This window comes from Mucilaginibacter rubeus (genome assembly GCF_003286415.2).
GTDB classification, from domain to species: Bacteria; Bacteroidota; Bacteroidia; order Sphingobacteriales; family Sphingobacteriaceae; genus Mucilaginibacter; species Mucilaginibacter rubeus_A.
Window position 1 is genome coordinate 6,599,926 of the sequence record NZ_CP043450.1, and the last position, 15,221, is coordinate 6,615,146.

The 15,221-nt window shown below is 42.3% G+C and carries 22 protein-coding genes; 20 read left to right on the forward strand and 2 right to left on the reverse strand.

The window, feature by feature from the left end:
* Positions 1-146 precede the first annotated feature (146 nt).
* Positions 147-1,688 (reverse strand): aldehyde dehydrogenase family protein, encoded by a 1,542-nt coding sequence (locus DEO27_RS26670; protein WP_112574565.1) that lies wholly within the window; start codon positions 1,686-1,688, stop codon positions 147-149.
* Positions 1,689-1,927: 239 nt separating this feature from the next.
* Here DEO27_RS26670 and DEO27_RS26675 point away from each other — a divergent pair, with 239 nt between their 5' ends.
* Together DEO27_RS26675 and DEO27_RS26680 are read left to right on the forward strand one after the other, a co-directional pair.
* Entirely contained in the window at positions 1,928-3,331 is a 1,404-nt protein-coding gene (locus tag DEO27_RS26675) for a tetratricopeptide repeat protein (protein ID WP_112574564.1), read from the forward strand.
* 299 nt (positions 3,332-3,630) lie between these two features.
* Entirely contained in the window at positions 3,631-4,392 is a 762-nt protein-coding gene (locus DEO27_RS26680; protein WP_112574563.1) for a phosphosulfolactate synthase, read from the forward strand.
* A gap of 375 nt (positions 4,393-4,767) precedes the next feature.
* Here the strand turns inward: DEO27_RS26680 and DEO27_RS26685 are convergent, their stop codons facing one another.
* Positions 4,768-5,700, reverse strand: coding sequence for a helix-turn-helix transcriptional regulator (locus DEO27_RS26685; RefSeq protein ID WP_112574814.1), 933 nt, complete (start codon positions 5,698-5,700; stop codon positions 4,768-4,770).
* A gap of 83 nt (positions 5,701-5,783) precedes the next feature.
* Between DEO27_RS26685 and DEO27_RS26690 the strand changes: the two genes are divergently transcribed.
* The 18 genes from DEO27_RS26690 (at position 5,784) to DEO27_RS26770 (ending at position 15,111) form a co-directional block, all read left to right on the forward strand.
* Positions 5,784-6,035: a hypothetical protein gene (locus tag DEO27_RS26690; RefSeq protein WP_112574815.1), complete on the forward strand. Its 252-nt coding sequence runs from the start codon at positions 5,784-5,786 to the stop codon at positions 6,033-6,035.
* Between the two features lie 4 nt (positions 6,036-6,039).
* On the forward strand, positions 6,040-6,354 hold the full coding sequence (locus DEO27_RS26695; protein WP_112574816.1) for a hypothetical protein: 315 nt from the start codon (positions 6,040-6,042) through the stop codon (positions 6,352-6,354).
* Between the two features lie 27 nt (positions 6,355-6,381).
* A complete protein-coding gene (locus tag DEO27_RS26700) occupies positions 6,382-8,400 on the forward strand; it encodes a hypothetical protein (RefSeq protein WP_112574817.1) in 2,019 nt (672 codons plus the stop codon).
* A 69-nt stretch (positions 8,401-8,469) separates the two neighbouring features.
* A complete protein-coding gene (locus tag DEO27_RS26705; protein WP_112574818.1) occupies positions 8,470-9,372 on the forward strand; it encodes an ATP-binding protein in 903 nt (300 codons plus the stop codon).
* Positions 9,369-9,530 (forward strand): hypothetical protein, encoded by a 162-nt coding sequence (locus DEO27_RS31630; RefSeq protein ID WP_190295249.1) that lies wholly within the window; start codon positions 9,369-9,371, stop codon positions 9,528-9,530. Before DEO27_RS26705 ends, DEO27_RS31630 begins: the two co-directional genes overlap by 4 nt.
* Before the next feature lie 167 nt (positions 9,531-9,697).
* Positions 9,698-10,078 carry a hypothetical protein gene (locus DEO27_RS26710; RefSeq protein WP_112574819.1) on the forward strand — a complete coding sequence of 127 codons (381 nt, stop codon included), beginning with the start codon at positions 9,698-9,700 and terminating at the stop codon, positions 10,076-10,078.
* Positions 10,079-10,366 carry a hypothetical protein gene (locus DEO27_RS26715; protein WP_112574820.1) on the forward strand — a complete coding sequence of 96 codons (288 nt, stop codon included), beginning with the start codon at positions 10,079-10,081 and terminating at the stop codon, positions 10,364-10,366.
* Positions 10,363-10,668 carry a hypothetical protein gene (locus tag DEO27_RS26720; protein ID WP_112574821.1) on the forward strand — a complete coding sequence of 102 codons (306 nt, stop codon included), beginning with the start codon at positions 10,363-10,365 and terminating at the stop codon, positions 10,666-10,668. Before DEO27_RS26715 ends, DEO27_RS26720 begins: the two co-directional genes overlap by 4 nt.
* Positions 10,643-11,239, forward strand: a complete 597-nt coding sequence (locus tag DEO27_RS26725) for a host-nuclease inhibitor Gam family protein (RefSeq protein ID WP_190295251.1) — start codon at positions 10,643-10,645, stop codon at positions 11,237-11,239. The genes DEO27_RS26720 and DEO27_RS26725 overlap by 26 nt, the downstream gene beginning before the upstream one ends.
* Positions 11,239-11,586: a hypothetical protein gene (locus DEO27_RS26730; protein ID WP_112574823.1), complete on the forward strand. Its 348-nt coding sequence runs from the start codon at positions 11,239-11,241 to the stop codon at positions 11,584-11,586. Before DEO27_RS26725 ends, DEO27_RS26730 begins: the two co-directional genes overlap by 1 nt.
* A 60-nt stretch (positions 11,587-11,646) precedes the next feature.
* Positions 11,647-12,234: a DUF4406 domain-containing protein gene (locus DEO27_RS26735; protein ID WP_112574824.1), complete on the forward strand. Its 588-nt coding sequence runs from the start codon at positions 11,647-11,649 to the stop codon at positions 12,232-12,234.
* Positions 12,235-12,459 carry a hypothetical protein gene (locus DEO27_RS26740; RefSeq protein ID WP_112574825.1) on the forward strand — a complete coding sequence of 75 codons (225 nt, stop codon included), beginning with the start codon at positions 12,235-12,237 and terminating at the stop codon, positions 12,457-12,459.
* Between the two features lie 12 nt (positions 12,460-12,471).
* Positions 12,472-13,200 carry a hypothetical protein gene (locus tag DEO27_RS26745; RefSeq protein WP_112574826.1) on the forward strand — a complete coding sequence of 243 codons (729 nt, stop codon included), beginning with the start codon at positions 12,472-12,474 and terminating at the stop codon, positions 13,198-13,200.
* Positions 13,190-13,624: a hypothetical protein gene (locus DEO27_RS26750; RefSeq protein ID WP_112574827.1), complete on the forward strand. Its 435-nt coding sequence runs from the start codon at positions 13,190-13,192 to the stop codon at positions 13,622-13,624. Before DEO27_RS26745 ends, DEO27_RS26750 begins: the two co-directional genes overlap by 11 nt.
* Complete coding sequence (locus DEO27_RS26755) at positions 13,594-13,983, forward strand: hypothetical protein (RefSeq protein WP_146750107.1); 390 nt, start codon at positions 13,594-13,596, stop codon at positions 13,981-13,983. The genes DEO27_RS26750 and DEO27_RS26755 overlap by 31 nt, the downstream gene beginning before the upstream one ends.
* A gap of 1 nt (position 13,984) precedes the next feature.
* Complete coding sequence (locus DEO27_RS26760; RefSeq protein WP_146750108.1) at positions 13,985-14,266, forward strand: hypothetical protein; 282 nt, start codon at positions 13,985-13,987, stop codon at positions 14,264-14,266.
* A gap of 127 nt (positions 14,267-14,393) precedes the next feature.
* Positions 14,394-14,762, forward strand: coding sequence for a hypothetical protein (locus DEO27_RS26765; RefSeq protein ID WP_146750109.1), 369 nt, complete (start codon positions 14,394-14,396; stop codon positions 14,760-14,762).
* Positions 14,719-15,111 carry a hypothetical protein gene (locus tag DEO27_RS26770; protein ID WP_146750110.1) on the forward strand — a complete coding sequence of 131 codons (393 nt, stop codon included), beginning with the start codon at positions 14,719-14,721 and terminating at the stop codon, positions 15,109-15,111. Before DEO27_RS26765 ends, DEO27_RS26770 begins: the two co-directional genes overlap by 44 nt.
* The last annotated feature ends 110 nt before the right edge of the window (positions 15,112-15,221 follow it).

The window sequence follows — 15,221 nt, forward strand, 5'->3', positions numbered from 1 at the left end:
CATGGCCGGTATCCGCTGCTATCCCTAACGCAAAAACAAAAAATCATGTCATTGCGAGGAGGAACGACGAAGCAATCGCACGGAAGCATGGCCGCTTTGTATAGTATGCGATTGCCACGCTTCGCTCGCAATGACAAAGAGCTGATTTACAAATCGAACTTTATCCCCTGGGCTAAAGGCAACGTTTTTGAATAGTTTATAGTATTGGTTTGCCGCCTCATATAAACTTTCCATGCATCGGAGCCGGACTCTCTGCCACCGCCTGTTTCCTTTTCGCCGCCGAAAGCACCGCCAATTTCGGCGCCCGATGTGCCGATGTTAACATTGGCAATGCCACAGTCAGAACCAGCATATGACAAAAATTGTTCTGCCTCACGCAAATTATTGGTCATAATGGCCGACGACAGCCCTTGCGGAACGCCGTTCTGCAATTCAATGGCCTCCTCAATGGTACTGTATTTTATCAGGTAAAGGATAGGTGCAAAGGTTTCATGCTGCACTATCTCAAAATGATTTTCAACTTCGGCTATACATGGCTTTACATAACAGCCCGACTCGTAACCTGCGCCTTCCATCTTACCACCGTCAACTACAAAATTGCCACCTTCGGCTTTACATTTTTCAATCGAGTTAAGGTATAGGGCAACAGCATCGGTATCAATCAGCGGGCCCATATGGTTGTGCTCATTCAATGGGTTACCAATCCGGATCTGTTTATAAGCGTTAACCAGTTTTTGTTTAAAAGCGTCGTAAACACTTTCGTGAATAATGAGCCTGCGGGTACTGGTACAACGCTGCCCGGCAGTACCCACCGCCCCAAACACCGCACCGATAAGCGACATATCCAGATCGGCATTTTCGCTGATGATGATGGCATTGTTACCGCCAAGTTCCAGCAAGCTTTTGCCAAGCCTTGCGCCAACGGCGGCACTTACAGCTTTACCCATACGGGTTGAACCTGTAGCGGAAACCAGCGGGACGCGTGTATCAGCCGCCATAAGTTCGCCAATGTTACGGTCGCCAATAACCAGGCATGAAACGCCCTCTTCAATGTTATTCTTTTTAAAAACTTCCTGTGCAATATGCTGGCAGGCAATAGCCGTCAAAGGTGTTTTCTCGGACGGTTTCCAGATGCATACATCGCCGCAAACCCAGGCCAGTAATGAGTTCCAGCTCCAAACCGCCACCGGGAAATTAAAAGCCGAAATAATGCCAACAATGCCCAGCGGATGGTATTGCTCATACATGCGGTGATCCGGACGTTCGCTGTGCATGGTTAAACCATATAGCTGGCGGCTAAGGCCAACGGCAAAATCGGCAATGTCTATCATTTCCTGTACCTCGCCAAGGCCTTCCTGCAGGCTTTTGCCCATCTCATATGATACCAAAGTACCCAAATCCTGTTTGGCGGCACGTAGCGCCTCGCCAATCTGGCGTACAATCTCACCGCGTTTAGGTCCCGGGGTTTCACGCCAGGTTTTGAACGCCTTGGCAGCTTGATCAACAGCTTGATTGTAATCTGCTTCGGTTGCCATACGTACCGAAGCTATCTTTTTACCGTCAACAGGCGATGTTATATCTTTTACAGTGGCACCAGCGCTGCTGCCCCAGTTGCCGCCTGTACTAAAGGCTTCATTAATATCGTTTATATGTAAACGTTTTAGGATATCTGAAATATTAGGCTCCATAATTGTTACTTTTGTCAAAGGTAGAAATCTTTAGGGCAAATTTTTCAGAATCACTCATCCGTTGCCTGTTGTATCCATTGCTATTAATTATCAATGCTTTGTATTTAACAGTTGTTAACAATGTTTGAATGTTGAAAACTAAATTGCAATTTGGAAGTTAGTTGTTGTAATTTGACACTTAATAAGTCTTTACAAGGCAATTTGTCAACCTAAAGCGGATGTTCTGCAAACAAAATTGAATGGAAGAAGAATTTGAATTTGGTTTTACCGAAGACCCAAAATTCTCGGTAGAACGGTACGAGGAAATGATCAGAAATCAGGACTTGTACTTTTTTGATGCCCAGGCGTTTGAGAACATTATCGACTACTACATCGAAAAGAATGATCCGGCCAGGGCATTACAGGTAGCAGAGTACGCGCGAAATCAGCACCCTTTTGCGGCAATTTTCCTGATTAAACAGGCTCAACTGCTTGTGGTAAGCAACAAAGTACCGGAGGCTTTTGCCGCGCTGGATAAAGCTGCTATGCTTGAAGCATCGGACGCGGATATCTATATCATCCGTGGTAACCTGTACGAAAGCCTGGAGCGTTATGCCGAGGCGCTGGAAAACTACGAAAAGGCCCTTGACCTTGCCGAAGAAACCGACGAGATCCTGCTGCACATTGCCTACGTTTACCAAAACATGGGCGATTACGATACTGCCATTACTTACCTTAAGCTTTGCCTTAAGCAAAACATGGAAAACCAGGATGCCCTTTACGAACTGGCTTTTTGCTACGACGTAATGGACAACCAGCAGGAAAGCGTGCAGTTTTATCAGCAATATATCGATAACGAACCATATAGCTACGCGGCCTGGTATAACTTAGGCAACGCCTATACCAAGCTAAGCCTGTTTGAAAAAGCTATCGATGCTTACGATTATGCCATATTAATTAAGGACAGTTTTGCATCGGCCTATTTCAACAAAGGTAACGCGCTGGTTAACCTCGAAAAATATGCCGAAGCGATAGAGGTTTACCGTCACACCTTTGAGTATGAGCAGCCCAATGCCGATACTTATTGCGCTATTGGCGAATGCTACGAAAAGCTGGAGCAAATGGATGATGCCCGTGCTTTTTACAAAAAATCGGTAAAAATGGATCCAAAGCTGGCCGATGCCTGGTTTGGGATTGGTGTTACCCTTGATTTTGAAGAGCGTTATTTTGAGGCCCTGCACTTTTACAAAAAAGCGCTCGACCTGGATATTGCCAATGCCGACTATTGGTTTGCCATAGCTGATGCCGAATATAAGCTTGGCCATTTAGATGAAGCGGAAAAAGCTTATGAGAAAGTGGTGGAGTTAAACCCGCTGGACATTGACGCCTGGTTGGACTATTCATCAATACTTTATGAGCAACAAAAGCTAAATGAAGCTATTGAGATCATAGCGCAGGCCATTAAAAATAACCCCGAAGCTGCCGAGCTTTACTACCGTATGGTGGCCTACCTGTTTGCTAAAGGCGAGTACAACGAAGCCCTTAACAACCTTGAGTATGCCTTAGCTGCCGACCCGGAAAAGCACTATATCCTGTTTGATTACCTGCCGCAATTGCAAAAGAATAAAGTAATTGTGGATATCATTAACAGGTATACGAAGTAAGGAGAGTGAATGGTTGATTGGGTTGATTAGGTGAATAGTTCTGCCTTTTAAATAAACTAAAACACGAAAGACGCACATTGTGCGTCTTTCGTGTTTTAGGAATATCAACTACCGCTATACCGCCAGAAAAGCCACATTACATTTAACTACTCACTTAATCAACCACTCACCATAACCAACAACATGAATTTACCATGAGCTTTAAGATCATTTAACATTTGAAATTTGCACATCTGCATATTTGTTGCGACCTTTGCCTCGTTAGAACTTTTAGTTATAGGCTATAACAAATACTCACAATGAACTACACTATCAATCATCTTCCCGAACGTACAGCTAAACCACGTGATAAAGGCATTACCATGGTTATGGACAAGGGGCTTAGTTTACGCCAGGTTGAAGATTTTATTGAAGTTGGTGGCGCCTACACTGATATTGTAAAACTGGGATGGGCTACATCATATGTTACCCCTAACCTTGAACAAAAGCTGAAACTTTACCGCGAGGCCGGGATTCCGGTTTATTTTGGCGGTACTTTGTTTGAGGCTTTTATTGTGCGTAACCAGTTTGATGACTACCGCCGTTTATTAGATAAATACCAGCTGGAACATTGCGAAGTATCTGACGGGTCCATCACCATTGAGCATGATGTAAAATGTAAATACATCAGCGAGCTGGCCAAACAGGTTACTGTAATATCTGAAGTAGGCTCAAAAGATGTTCAAAAGATCTTCGCGCCGTATAAATGGATTAAACTGATGAGTGCCGAAATTGAGGCTGGTTCATGGAAGGTTATTGCCGAAGCCCGCGAAAGCGGCAATGTAGGGATCTACCGTGATTCGGGCGAAGTACGCCAGGGTTTAGTTGATGAGATCCTGACCCAGATTCCCGAAGAAACTATCATTTGGGAAGCGCCTCAAAAGGCACAGCAGGTTTGGTTTATTAAACTGATTGGCGCCAACGTGAGCCTGGGTAACATAGCCCCTACGGATATCATTCCGTTAGAAACTTTAAGGCTGGGTATCCGCAGCGATACTTTCGACCATTTTTTAGAGATGTAATTGTTGACTGATCTTAATATAACAATTAACCACAGCCTCCGGAGTACTCCGGAGGCTTTTTGCTGTATAACGATGCTCTCCTTTTGCTGGCGCAAGCATGTAGGGCAGGGAATAAGGGCAAAGGCTGCTTGTGCCTTTTATGCTTTCTCGCTATTCCAGCGTCGAAGGCACAAGTAGCCGTCGCTCAGGCCAGCCCTACATACTTGCGCCAGCTACAAGCCAGTAAATAAGGGGGTTAATACCACTTGCAACAATTAAGACTATAAAAAAGTCCGTTTTTTGTACGATTAGGGCACTTTTTGAAAAATTGAAAGAATTCGACTTGCTTCCATCGGTTCAATTTTGCTTCCATTTTAAATGGAGTTTTAAAGCCTTTTAAAGCCCGTTAATTCCACCGGGCAATATATTCCCTGCTTTAAGGATGCGCATTATTTCGGCCATGTCGGCTTCAAGGTTATTAACACGCTTGTACATATCTGTCGGATGCTTAAATTTAAAGTTGATATGGGAAACGCCGTACCATATTTCTTGTATCTCATCTGGGTAAACCTCGTATGGCTGATACTGGTTTCTATTGTCCATTGCATCAGACTTTGCAAGTATATAACCGCGCTCTTTTACTCTATTTAACAGCCTTTTAACGATTACACCGCGGTTTTTAGTAACTAAAACGTGTACGTGATCTTCCCGGATGTCTTCTATTTTCTCTACCCACTCCCCTATAATAATCTCTTTATCTTCTAAGGTTGGATACATGCTATCCCCGTCCAACTGAAACGCGCGGTAGGTTCTTTTATTTAAGCCCGGAAGGTTGAAAGCGGGCAGGGTTTCCATAAAATCAGGGTCGCTAAAACCTTTCAAATAACCCGCGGCCGCCCTTACCGGGACATAGAGAATATTCTCTTCCTTGTCATTGTTCACAGATATAATTCTGGGGGTCAAAAACGTAGTTGGGGGGTCAGTTGGAGGGTCGCTTTTTGCCAGCTTTGTTACACCCGAACGTTTTGTACTGTCTGGGGTATGTGCAATATATCCCGCATTTTGTGAAGCAAATTGTATACCAGTGGCGGGGGTATCGGCATCAAAAACGCCCGTTTTGATCATTTTTCCTTCCCCTGTCAGTAACCAATTAGCGCTCAAATCAGGAAAAACAGAGATTATTTTCTCTAATATATCACTACCTACCGACCCGTTTTTCTTAATTTGTTTACCGATATACCCCGTCCCAGCCTCTAACATTTTATCAAATTTAGTGAGGCTAACTTGCTTATAATCAATAAATAACTTAATTCTTTCGATGGTCTTCATATGTAATAGAGAAAATATTCTGTAAATGTTTTGCTAATTACAGAAAATATTCTGTCATTTGTGTTCTTAATCGAACACAAAATATGGATTATTCACCAGCTAATAAAACCACTTGCAACAATTTTAGCCACCCGGCTATAATGCCGATACCCGCCCGGGTTATCGCACAAATCAGCAATGTATCCGAAAGTTATGTAAAGAAACTGCGTGTAGGGAATCGGGAAGACAATAGCGAAACCGCCAAAAGAGTAAAACAGGCTGATACCCTTATGGCAGATGGTTTTGAATATCTGGTAAACGAAGTAAAATCTCTAATTAACAAAGAAGACATCTAAAAAAATGAAAAAAGTCTTATTAATCAGCTTATTACTGCCATTTGCAGCTAAAGCACAGCAGAAACCACTTACAGACACAGAGTATTTAAACCAGCAACATTACACCTATGTGAGGGTTGGGAAAGACTACAGTTATAAATCTATCATTGATACAATCCCGGTAATTGTTTGTGATCGCAATGTGCCTCGTAGAGTTTACAAGGTTCTTGCAACGTTGTATAGTTATACTAATCCAAATGGGAAACCAATATCTACAGAGTTTTTTCTCTGCGAAGATCGTAAAACCCGCATGGCTACCCCCGGCCAGATCAGTAAATAATCCTTGCAAAAACCCCCAGATTAATCAATGAAATATAACGATAGAACTATGCTTTGCCTCACATACCCTGAATATGTGGAGTGCTTCGGCCCGGATACCTACAAAAACGATAAGAAGCGTGGAAAGCTTATTGTTTATGGCCGTGGTGGCAACGGCAGCGAGGTTTTAATAGATTTTGAAACCCTGCCAGCAGATCGCAAAGCGAAAGTTATTGAAAAATACGGCGACCCGTACCAATATGTAGTAAAGCAACCTTTAACAGAATGGGCGCAGCTAAATTGGAACAAAAAGGCATTCGACTTTTACAATAACTATACGCTTCCGAATTCTGCAAAACTTCCCACAGAATACCGCGATAAATACACAAAAGCGGTAACGTATATGGACGGTATTATCTATTATACCACCGACAAACAAGCCCTTAAAAGGGATTTTAACATCAAAATGGAAGCCTTTTGGCGTATCGCAGGCGATGTAATCAAGGCTCAAAATGTGGCTTTACCTTCTTACGAAACCCGTTTAAAGGAGCGCATAAAAAGCTACAAAAAGGACGGTTTTAACTGCCTTATTGAAACTTTTCGCTTTAGCAACGATAACCGGGCGAAAGTAAAAGGTCAAAAAGCACAGGACGTATTACTTAAGCTTATTGAGCTTGATAATAAACACAGCGACGAAGTGATAGCGGCCAGCTATAACCTTTGGGCGGTACAAAATGGCATGGAAACTATTACACACCATGCCGTAGCCTATCACCGCCGTAACCTTGATTATCAAGTTGTAATGGCACGCGAAGGAAAAGCGGCTGCCTATAGCAAATACAGCAAGCATGTTAAGCAGGCCCGTCCATCCGCTCCGCTAATGTTAATTAACTCCGATGATAACGTGCTCGACTTGTATTTCAAAGAAGTTAAGTACGTGAAAGTGAAAAACAAACAGGGCGTTTTAAAAAACAAAAAGGTAGTAAATAACTACTGGAGGCCTGTAATGTATGTAATAATCGACTGTCACAATGATTATCCATTGGGTTATGCAGTTGGCGAAACTGTAACTATCGAACTGATAAAAGAGGCGTGCCGCAACGCAATTGCCCACATTGCAGAGCTTACAGGCAAACCGCACATCTGGCACCAATTAAAGTCGGATAAATGGAGCATTGACAGGGACTTAGAAGGCGAACTGGCTACATTCTTTAAAATGGGAGGTGAAACAATATACTTCCCCGCCCAGGTAGCACAATCAAAATATATAGAGCGTGTATTCGGCAGGCCGCTTCATAAGGTTTTAAAGGTGTTCCCGAACTATTCAGGCGCTAACATCACCGCTACCAGTGTTACATCACGCCCTAACACAGATGCGCTTCAAAAACGTGCCGCTAATTTCCCGGATAAAAGCAAAGCGCCTGAAGTGATAGAAATGGTTATCAATACTATGCGTCATAGCATTGTAGAAGGGACTGGCAAAAGCCGTCAGGAACAATGGCTGGAAGATTACCACGCCAGTGAGTTTTCAAAAACAAGGGCTATTTCGGTAGAACGTAAGCTGGAGCTTGTAGGCGTTAAGCATGAGCCTAACGAGCCTGTCAGGCTGTCGGTTGAAGGTATCAATTTTCAACTAAATAAACAGAATTTCAGCTTTGATATACCGGGCATTTATTTCCCGGAGCAGGTGAATAAACGTGTTGAGATTATTTACGACCCTGCGGATATGTCACAAGTTTTAGTAACTGATAACAAGGGAATACGCTTTGTAGCCGACACTTACCAGTTTAAACCTTCGGCCATTGCCGATTACAAAGAGGGCGACCGTGCCCGGATAAACGCAGAGAATGAGGATAAAACCCGGATTGCTGCAAAACTTTCAAACTACGTGGAAGACAGGAACGCACGCCTACAGCGCGAACGAATTGACGCTCAAAGCATCATACAAGCCAGCGTATTAACAAAGGCCATCAACCACAAGGCGCAAAAAGCTTTAACCAGCTACGAAACTCCAATGTATTTGGAAAATACCATAGACGCAATATCAAGTATCTACGACGAAATGTAACAAAAAAGGCTGCGCCCCTGCGGCACAGCCTTTTAATTCCATCATTAACCCCCGTTAATAAACGAAATCATGATTAATCAAAGCACAAAGGACGCTATAAAAGCGGAATTAAACAAACAAATCAACCTAATCGGCAGCGCGAAAAAATTGAGCGTAACGCTCAAAGTATCAAACGCCACTATTAGCAATATCATAAATGATAAAACCGCGCTTATCTCCGATCAGCTATGGTTTTCCATATCTGGAGCACTCGGTTTGAACTTTGATTTGCAATGGTTACACGCCGACACAGAGCCTTATAAAAAGCTTACCAATTACTTTAACGATGCCCGTTTGCACTCCAATGTATTTGCATTGGTAACTAATCCGGGCGGCGGTAAAACCTACGCAATGGATGATTTCAGGGACAAAAACCCGCATACCTATTATGTGAAATGCCATCGCCACACTACAGAGCGCGACTTCTTAAAACAGCTTTTAAATAGCATGCACGTAAATTTCAACTCGCACAGGATTACCGATTTGCTTAATAAAACTGTAGAAGTTGCCCGCAAACTTGAAAGTCCGTCTTTCATTGTCGACGAATTTGAAAAGGTTAAAAACGATGTGTTTGTGTTACCAATTGACATTTATAACTCATTGGAAAATCAGGTAGGTATCACCATCATAGGCACGCCAAATCTTAAAACCCGCATTGATAATGGCGTAGCACGTGGTACTATGGGCTACAATGAGTTATTAAGCCGTGTAGGCGGTAAAGTAATTGAAATTCCAGCACCCAGCCACGCCGATGCCTGCAATATCATCCGGGCAAATGGTATCAACGACAAAGATACAACCGTGCAAAAAGGCAAAGTGGTTAACGCAATGCAGTACATCATCAGCGAAAGCGACAACGATAATAACGAGGTTGATTTACGCCGTGTAAAGCGCTTAGTACACGCCATAAAACAAAAGGGTATTGGTAAATGATTGCACCGTTAATTGAGCTTACAGGCTCCGTGGTGAGGGATTTAACGGAGTTTGGTTTCTATCAGGATAACATCGATTACCTGTTTAAAGAGATCGGCGGAAGAGAAATAGCAGTAGGTGTCGAAGTGGTTTATATATCTAACATAATAGCTAATTAAAATGAAATACAATTTAAAGGTTCATCTTGAAAAAAGGTTTAGGATACCCCGGAAACTTAAAAAAGAAATGAATAAGATATGGGTTGTTAGAGTGGTAATAACAGCAGGTAGGGAGGTGCAAAAAGAATTGATTTACACGCCAACTACCCAAATTTACATTAACTAAAATGAACAAAATTAAGCAGGCCGTAACTATACAGGCCGTAACCAGAGAGAAGGTAATGAAGCTATTAGGCTTAACAGAAGAGCAGTACGGCGAATATGTAATAGATCACGGCCTCGCTTACCTGCGCTTGCATTTGGGTGATAATTTGATGGCTAAAAGCCTGCCTCAAACCGCCCTGTTCTGGGGCTGGTGGCGCAATCACTGGCATACGGTAGATATGGACTTTGTAGATGAAGTCCGAAAGCTGACACAAGCGGAGCGGGGGCAATATTATGATATAGTACACGCCGTTGAAGGCTTTGAATTTACCCCGCCCCGCCCTGTTATGCAGGATGCCTTTAAGAAAATAACCTATAAACCAAAAATTGTACATCAACTGTAAATGGATAGAAAAATTAAAAGGGTGATTGATGGCGTAGCCAAACACTACCCAATGCGAAAAGAGCGCATGTTGCAGAAGCAAAGCGGAAACGGTGAACCCGCGATGGCCCGCTATATGGCTTATAAAATGCTTTCAGAGCAGGGAATAGCCAATACCGAAATAGCGATAAGCTTTGAAATGAAAGTTGAAAATGTTACCAAAGCCTTGAAGCGTTTTGACGATTGGCTAACGATATATCCAGAGTTAAAAAAGAAATACGAATTAATAAAAGCACACACTTTAAAATGACTTTAAACCTTACCCAACAGCAAGCAGAGGCACTTTTTGAAGTATTCCAAAACTTCATACTTCCAGCTAAACCAGTACGGGCGAAAGACAAATTAATAATCATGATGCTGTTAAAAGTATTCAGGAAGCTACGGGCTAAACTTGAAGCCCGGCTGCCGCGCGGATACAGCATAACGCTTGCCCCCGAAGAGGCAATGGCATATTTCGCATACTTCGACGGCTATACATTTCCGCCAACGATGATATATGAGAAAAACTTCATATCGGCCCAAATCAATGAAATCAACAGACAATTATTTTAATAAACAACCAAAAACAATGGCTAAGAACACGAACAGAGCGAAGGCAGATGCCGCAAAAATTATCACAAAACAAGAATGTACAGAGGCTTTTAGCGTGTACGCGGCTGCTGATGCAGAGCAATCACAAATCAACGCCGAATTGGAAATTGAAATCAACAAATTAAGGGATGCGAAGGCAAAACGCATGCTGGAGCTACAGGCCATAAAGAATGGCTCATTTGCCATAATGAAGGCTTATGCCATGGCGAACAAATCAGAGTTTGCAGTAAAAAGATCAATGATTTTTTCCTTCGGTAAAATCGGGTTTAGGACTGGCACACCTGCAATAACCCTTTTAAAAGGCTTTAAAATGGAGGCTGTTATTGCTCTGGTAAAAAAACACCTGCCTGATTATATACGCACTGTCGAAGTAATCGCAAAAGATGAACTGATAGCAAAACGCTCCGACATTAAGGTAAATGACCACTTTGCCAAATGCGGTTTTAAAGTAACCAAATCAGAGAGCTTTTTTGTGGAGCCTAAAAAAGAAGACAAGGACGCTAACAGTGAAGAGGTGGAGGCCGCAGCATAATGGAAAACGAACGCAACGAGTTGAAAACCCAGGCAATTGCTCTGGAGATCACCAAAGAGGATATAACCGCCGCTGCAAACGCTTATGCCGATGGCTGCACCGCTGATATCGAGGGAGCACATAAAGAGCACTTCAAAAATAAAATCATGATACATTGGTACGCAGGATGGATGGCGCACTCGCTAATGTTGGAGCCTTATTTTGCCAATGTGATGCACGCATCCAACACGCTTGCCACTATCGCCGCCGCCGCAAAAGACTTTGTGGTATACATTGAAGAGCAATTGCCAGAATTTGACATGCCAGAATATGTGGCTTTAAAATCCCTTTTAAACCCATTTGAATAACCTTTAAGTAACCGCCCGGTAACATCCGGGCGGTATCTATTGATTTTAAAACCTAATAAAATGTCAAAACAAGAATATTTCAACAAGCCGTCAATAACAGCTAAGGAATGGCAGCAAAGGCGATGCAGTCATATGTATACGCCATGGGAACATAAAGAAGAAATACTACACGATAGAGATCGTTATGAGCGCGTTTGCGTTTACTGCGATCACGTTCAGGACTATATCGGTAGGTTAGCCCCGGAAGGATACATTGAGCCTAAAGCCCTCCCAGTGCCAGCAAGTGAGGCAGCGCAGTTTCAAAACAAAATTGATTTTTTGGTTCAACTGGCCTCAATTATTGTAACCCAACGTGGTAGCAGGCAGGTGGTTTACATCGCCGGAAAAGTAACCGGATTAGCGGAGCACACAGTAAAACACAAGTTTTCCAAAATGAAAAACGAGTTGCAGGGCCGTGGCTTCATTGTATTAAACCCCTGCGATTTCATCCCTTTTGATTGTGATTGGCAAATAGCTATGCGCATGGCATCAACTCTATTAATGATGGCCGATTGCATTTATATGCTGCCATGCTGGGGAGATAGTAAGGGCGCAAAAATGGAATTTGAAATGGCCGCAGCCTTCGGCATTAATGTTATAAGCGAATAAATGAACAGAGGCAGTAAAACAACGATAGAAAATTTAAAGGCGGGCGACCGCTTTTATAAAGAGAGTGATAAGAAAAAGCAAGTGTGGGAGATAACAGGAGAGTTTGAGCCAGCAGGGCAAGGAAAGGGGTTTTATTATGCCTATTGTCTTAAAGATGGTGGCAATCCTAAATATCCAGATAAGTTAAAAAGCACATTGCCAGTAATTTTTTTAAGACATAAATAATTTATTCAGTTAATGAACACCATAGGGGTTTTTCAAATTAACCAAAAGAAATACGACACAATTGAGTTGTTAGGCAAATATCGCCACACCATTAGCAGGATACCCAAAAACGCACATATTACATTTTACGGGGATAGTGGGCAAGGTAAAACAGAGGCCGTAATGCAGTTTGTAAAAGAACTGTGTTTGGTTGGTTTATCTGTTGACTGGGTTAGTTATGAACAGGGGCACGGATACGATTTGCAACTGTGTGTTAATCGTAACAACATGATTGAGGTTGCCGAATATTTCCAATTAACCGACCCGGACGGGAATAAAGATGAAAATACATCTTACTTTGACGATTTGGTGACTAAAGTGGGTAAACGCGGCAGCGCCGACATATTTGTAATTGACAGCGTACAGTTTACCGACTTTAAGGTAGAGGATTTTAAGTACCTGCTTAAGAAGTTCAAGAAAAAAGGCTTTATCTGGATTTCGCATAAAGAGCCATCCGGCAAGCTGCCTAAAGGCAGCGTAGCGCAGGACATTGCGCGTTTGGGACACATTACCATTCTGGTTAAAAATTACATCGCAGAGCCGTTAAAAAATAGGTTTGGAGGCAATGAAAAGTATGTTATCTACGAACAGCGGGCCAGATTATTAGAGCCTAAATTTTTCGCTGCCTTAGATAAAAAGAACAAAACCGAAAATACAGTAAAAGAAATATTTGAAAGTGAGGAGGTGACAAGTGAAGACTAAATATTTATTAAGTTTTAAAGGAGTAGAAGGCTCTGTAGAGTTTACATATAATGAAACGGGATTGCTGGTAGAATATGTGTGCAGCGCTGAATTAAGCACGGAACAACTCGTTTTTATGCTAAAGCGAATCCCGCTTTTGGTTGAACAGGTTAAAGAAATGCCGGGCATACACCCATCGTTTACCGTGGTTGAGTTAACGCAGGACTTAAGTTTTAAAATATTCTGGGAAGCATACGGCCAAAAAATACACCCGCATAGATGTGAGCCGCTATGGAATAGATTAAAAGACAGTGACAAGATTGCGGCTCTTAATGCAATGCCATCATATTTCAGATACTTAACCCGTACAGGGGTTGCAAAAGTGAACCCCGAAAACTACATCAAAAAACAATATTGGAAAACGGACTGGAGGACGGCTGCATAATGAAAAAATGCATAGGAAAAATATCGAACAAATTTCGTGCTATAATACTGCAATGGTTGGGATTGGAAAAAGTCGATTATAAAATAGAGACTCAACGACGAGCCATTGTAGAACTTCAATCAAGAATGGACATAGTTTTCAGTGCGGTTCATGTCGGCGTTGATTATAACCCGCGATATGGTGGTAGCTGGGCAATAGTCTGTTTGGACGGTAAAGAGGGGCAAAGCTTCATTCAATGTTATAATTTGAGTAAAAAAGATATAAGGGAAATTCAAGACTTCTTAAAATACTTTGAGCGGCGGAATGTAACGATTGATGCACCATTCGGAATTAAAAAAAATGACTTTTTCGGGTATTAATATGAACGCAGGACAAATAAAATATACCCGTAACCTTTTAAATAAACTCGGTTACGACGAAAATGATAAAGAAGAGGCGTGTTTAATTCACAGCAATGGGCGTACTACAAGTTTAAGGGCTATGGATTATAAGGAAACATTATCCCTTCAAAAGGCTCTAAAGCAGGCTTGCGGTATACCGACAGAAACACCCGCCGACAAAATGCGCAAAAAGATCATAAGCATAGCCCACGAAATGCGCTGGCATATCCAGGCACTTGCAAAATCGATATGGCGGAGGTAGATAAATGGTGCATAAACAAAAGCGGATTTAAAAAGCCTCTGGACGATTTAAATTATCGGGAGCTACCGAAGGCGGTTACAATGATTGAAAGCGTTTACGTGGCGTATTTAAAGGCTCTTTAATGATTATGGCAGAGATATACGGTAGCGTTTTAGACTTAGTGCTAAAAAAAGAGCCTTTCGACCTGATGGAAGCCGAAAGAAAAAAACTGGAGTACAGAGCGGGCGGCGATTGGATGGCGGCCCGTTTAGTAGGTAAAAAATACAGCCATGTAAAATTCAGGCATGCGTATGCTTCCAATGCTCCCTACTTTATTTGCAGATATGTTGGGTACGTGGTTAGCAAGGTAGAATTTTATCACAGATACCCCGGAGGCTTTACAGTATTTGTTAAGCCGGGGGACTTCATAATAATACTGGGGAAGATAGTTGAACGTGGAAATATTATTAAAAATGGAGAGAAACAAGCCTGTGCAGATGCCTTACGGAGGCGGTAATCTGGCATTAAATTACGAGATAGCACACCAATATATCAGCCAAATTTCAACCGGAATAAAGTATTTAGAAGGTAAAAACGAGCGCCGCGAAGATTTAATAATGCAAATACCCCTACCTCTTCGCGGTGTTTTAGTGCAAATAATTGCCTCTCCTTTTGCTAATAACCCGTTCCATTCGGCTGGTGAAGAGGTGAAAATCTTTGGTGTTAAGTGCCTGCCGGGGTATGAAGCCCGCATTGTTATCTATAACCCGGAAAGATCTTTTTACCAGAAAAACAGCATTGCGGTGATCGATTTTGAGGTAAAAGCCGGAATATGTGAACGGCCAATTTTAAGGATAGTCGAATAATATTTTAAACCTTGTTTAAAGCTCCTTTAAAGGGGCTTTTTTTATGCCCGGTTGGTGCGGTTGAAATTTGCGGAAAATTTTCTGTGGTGGTATATTTGTATATCTTAATA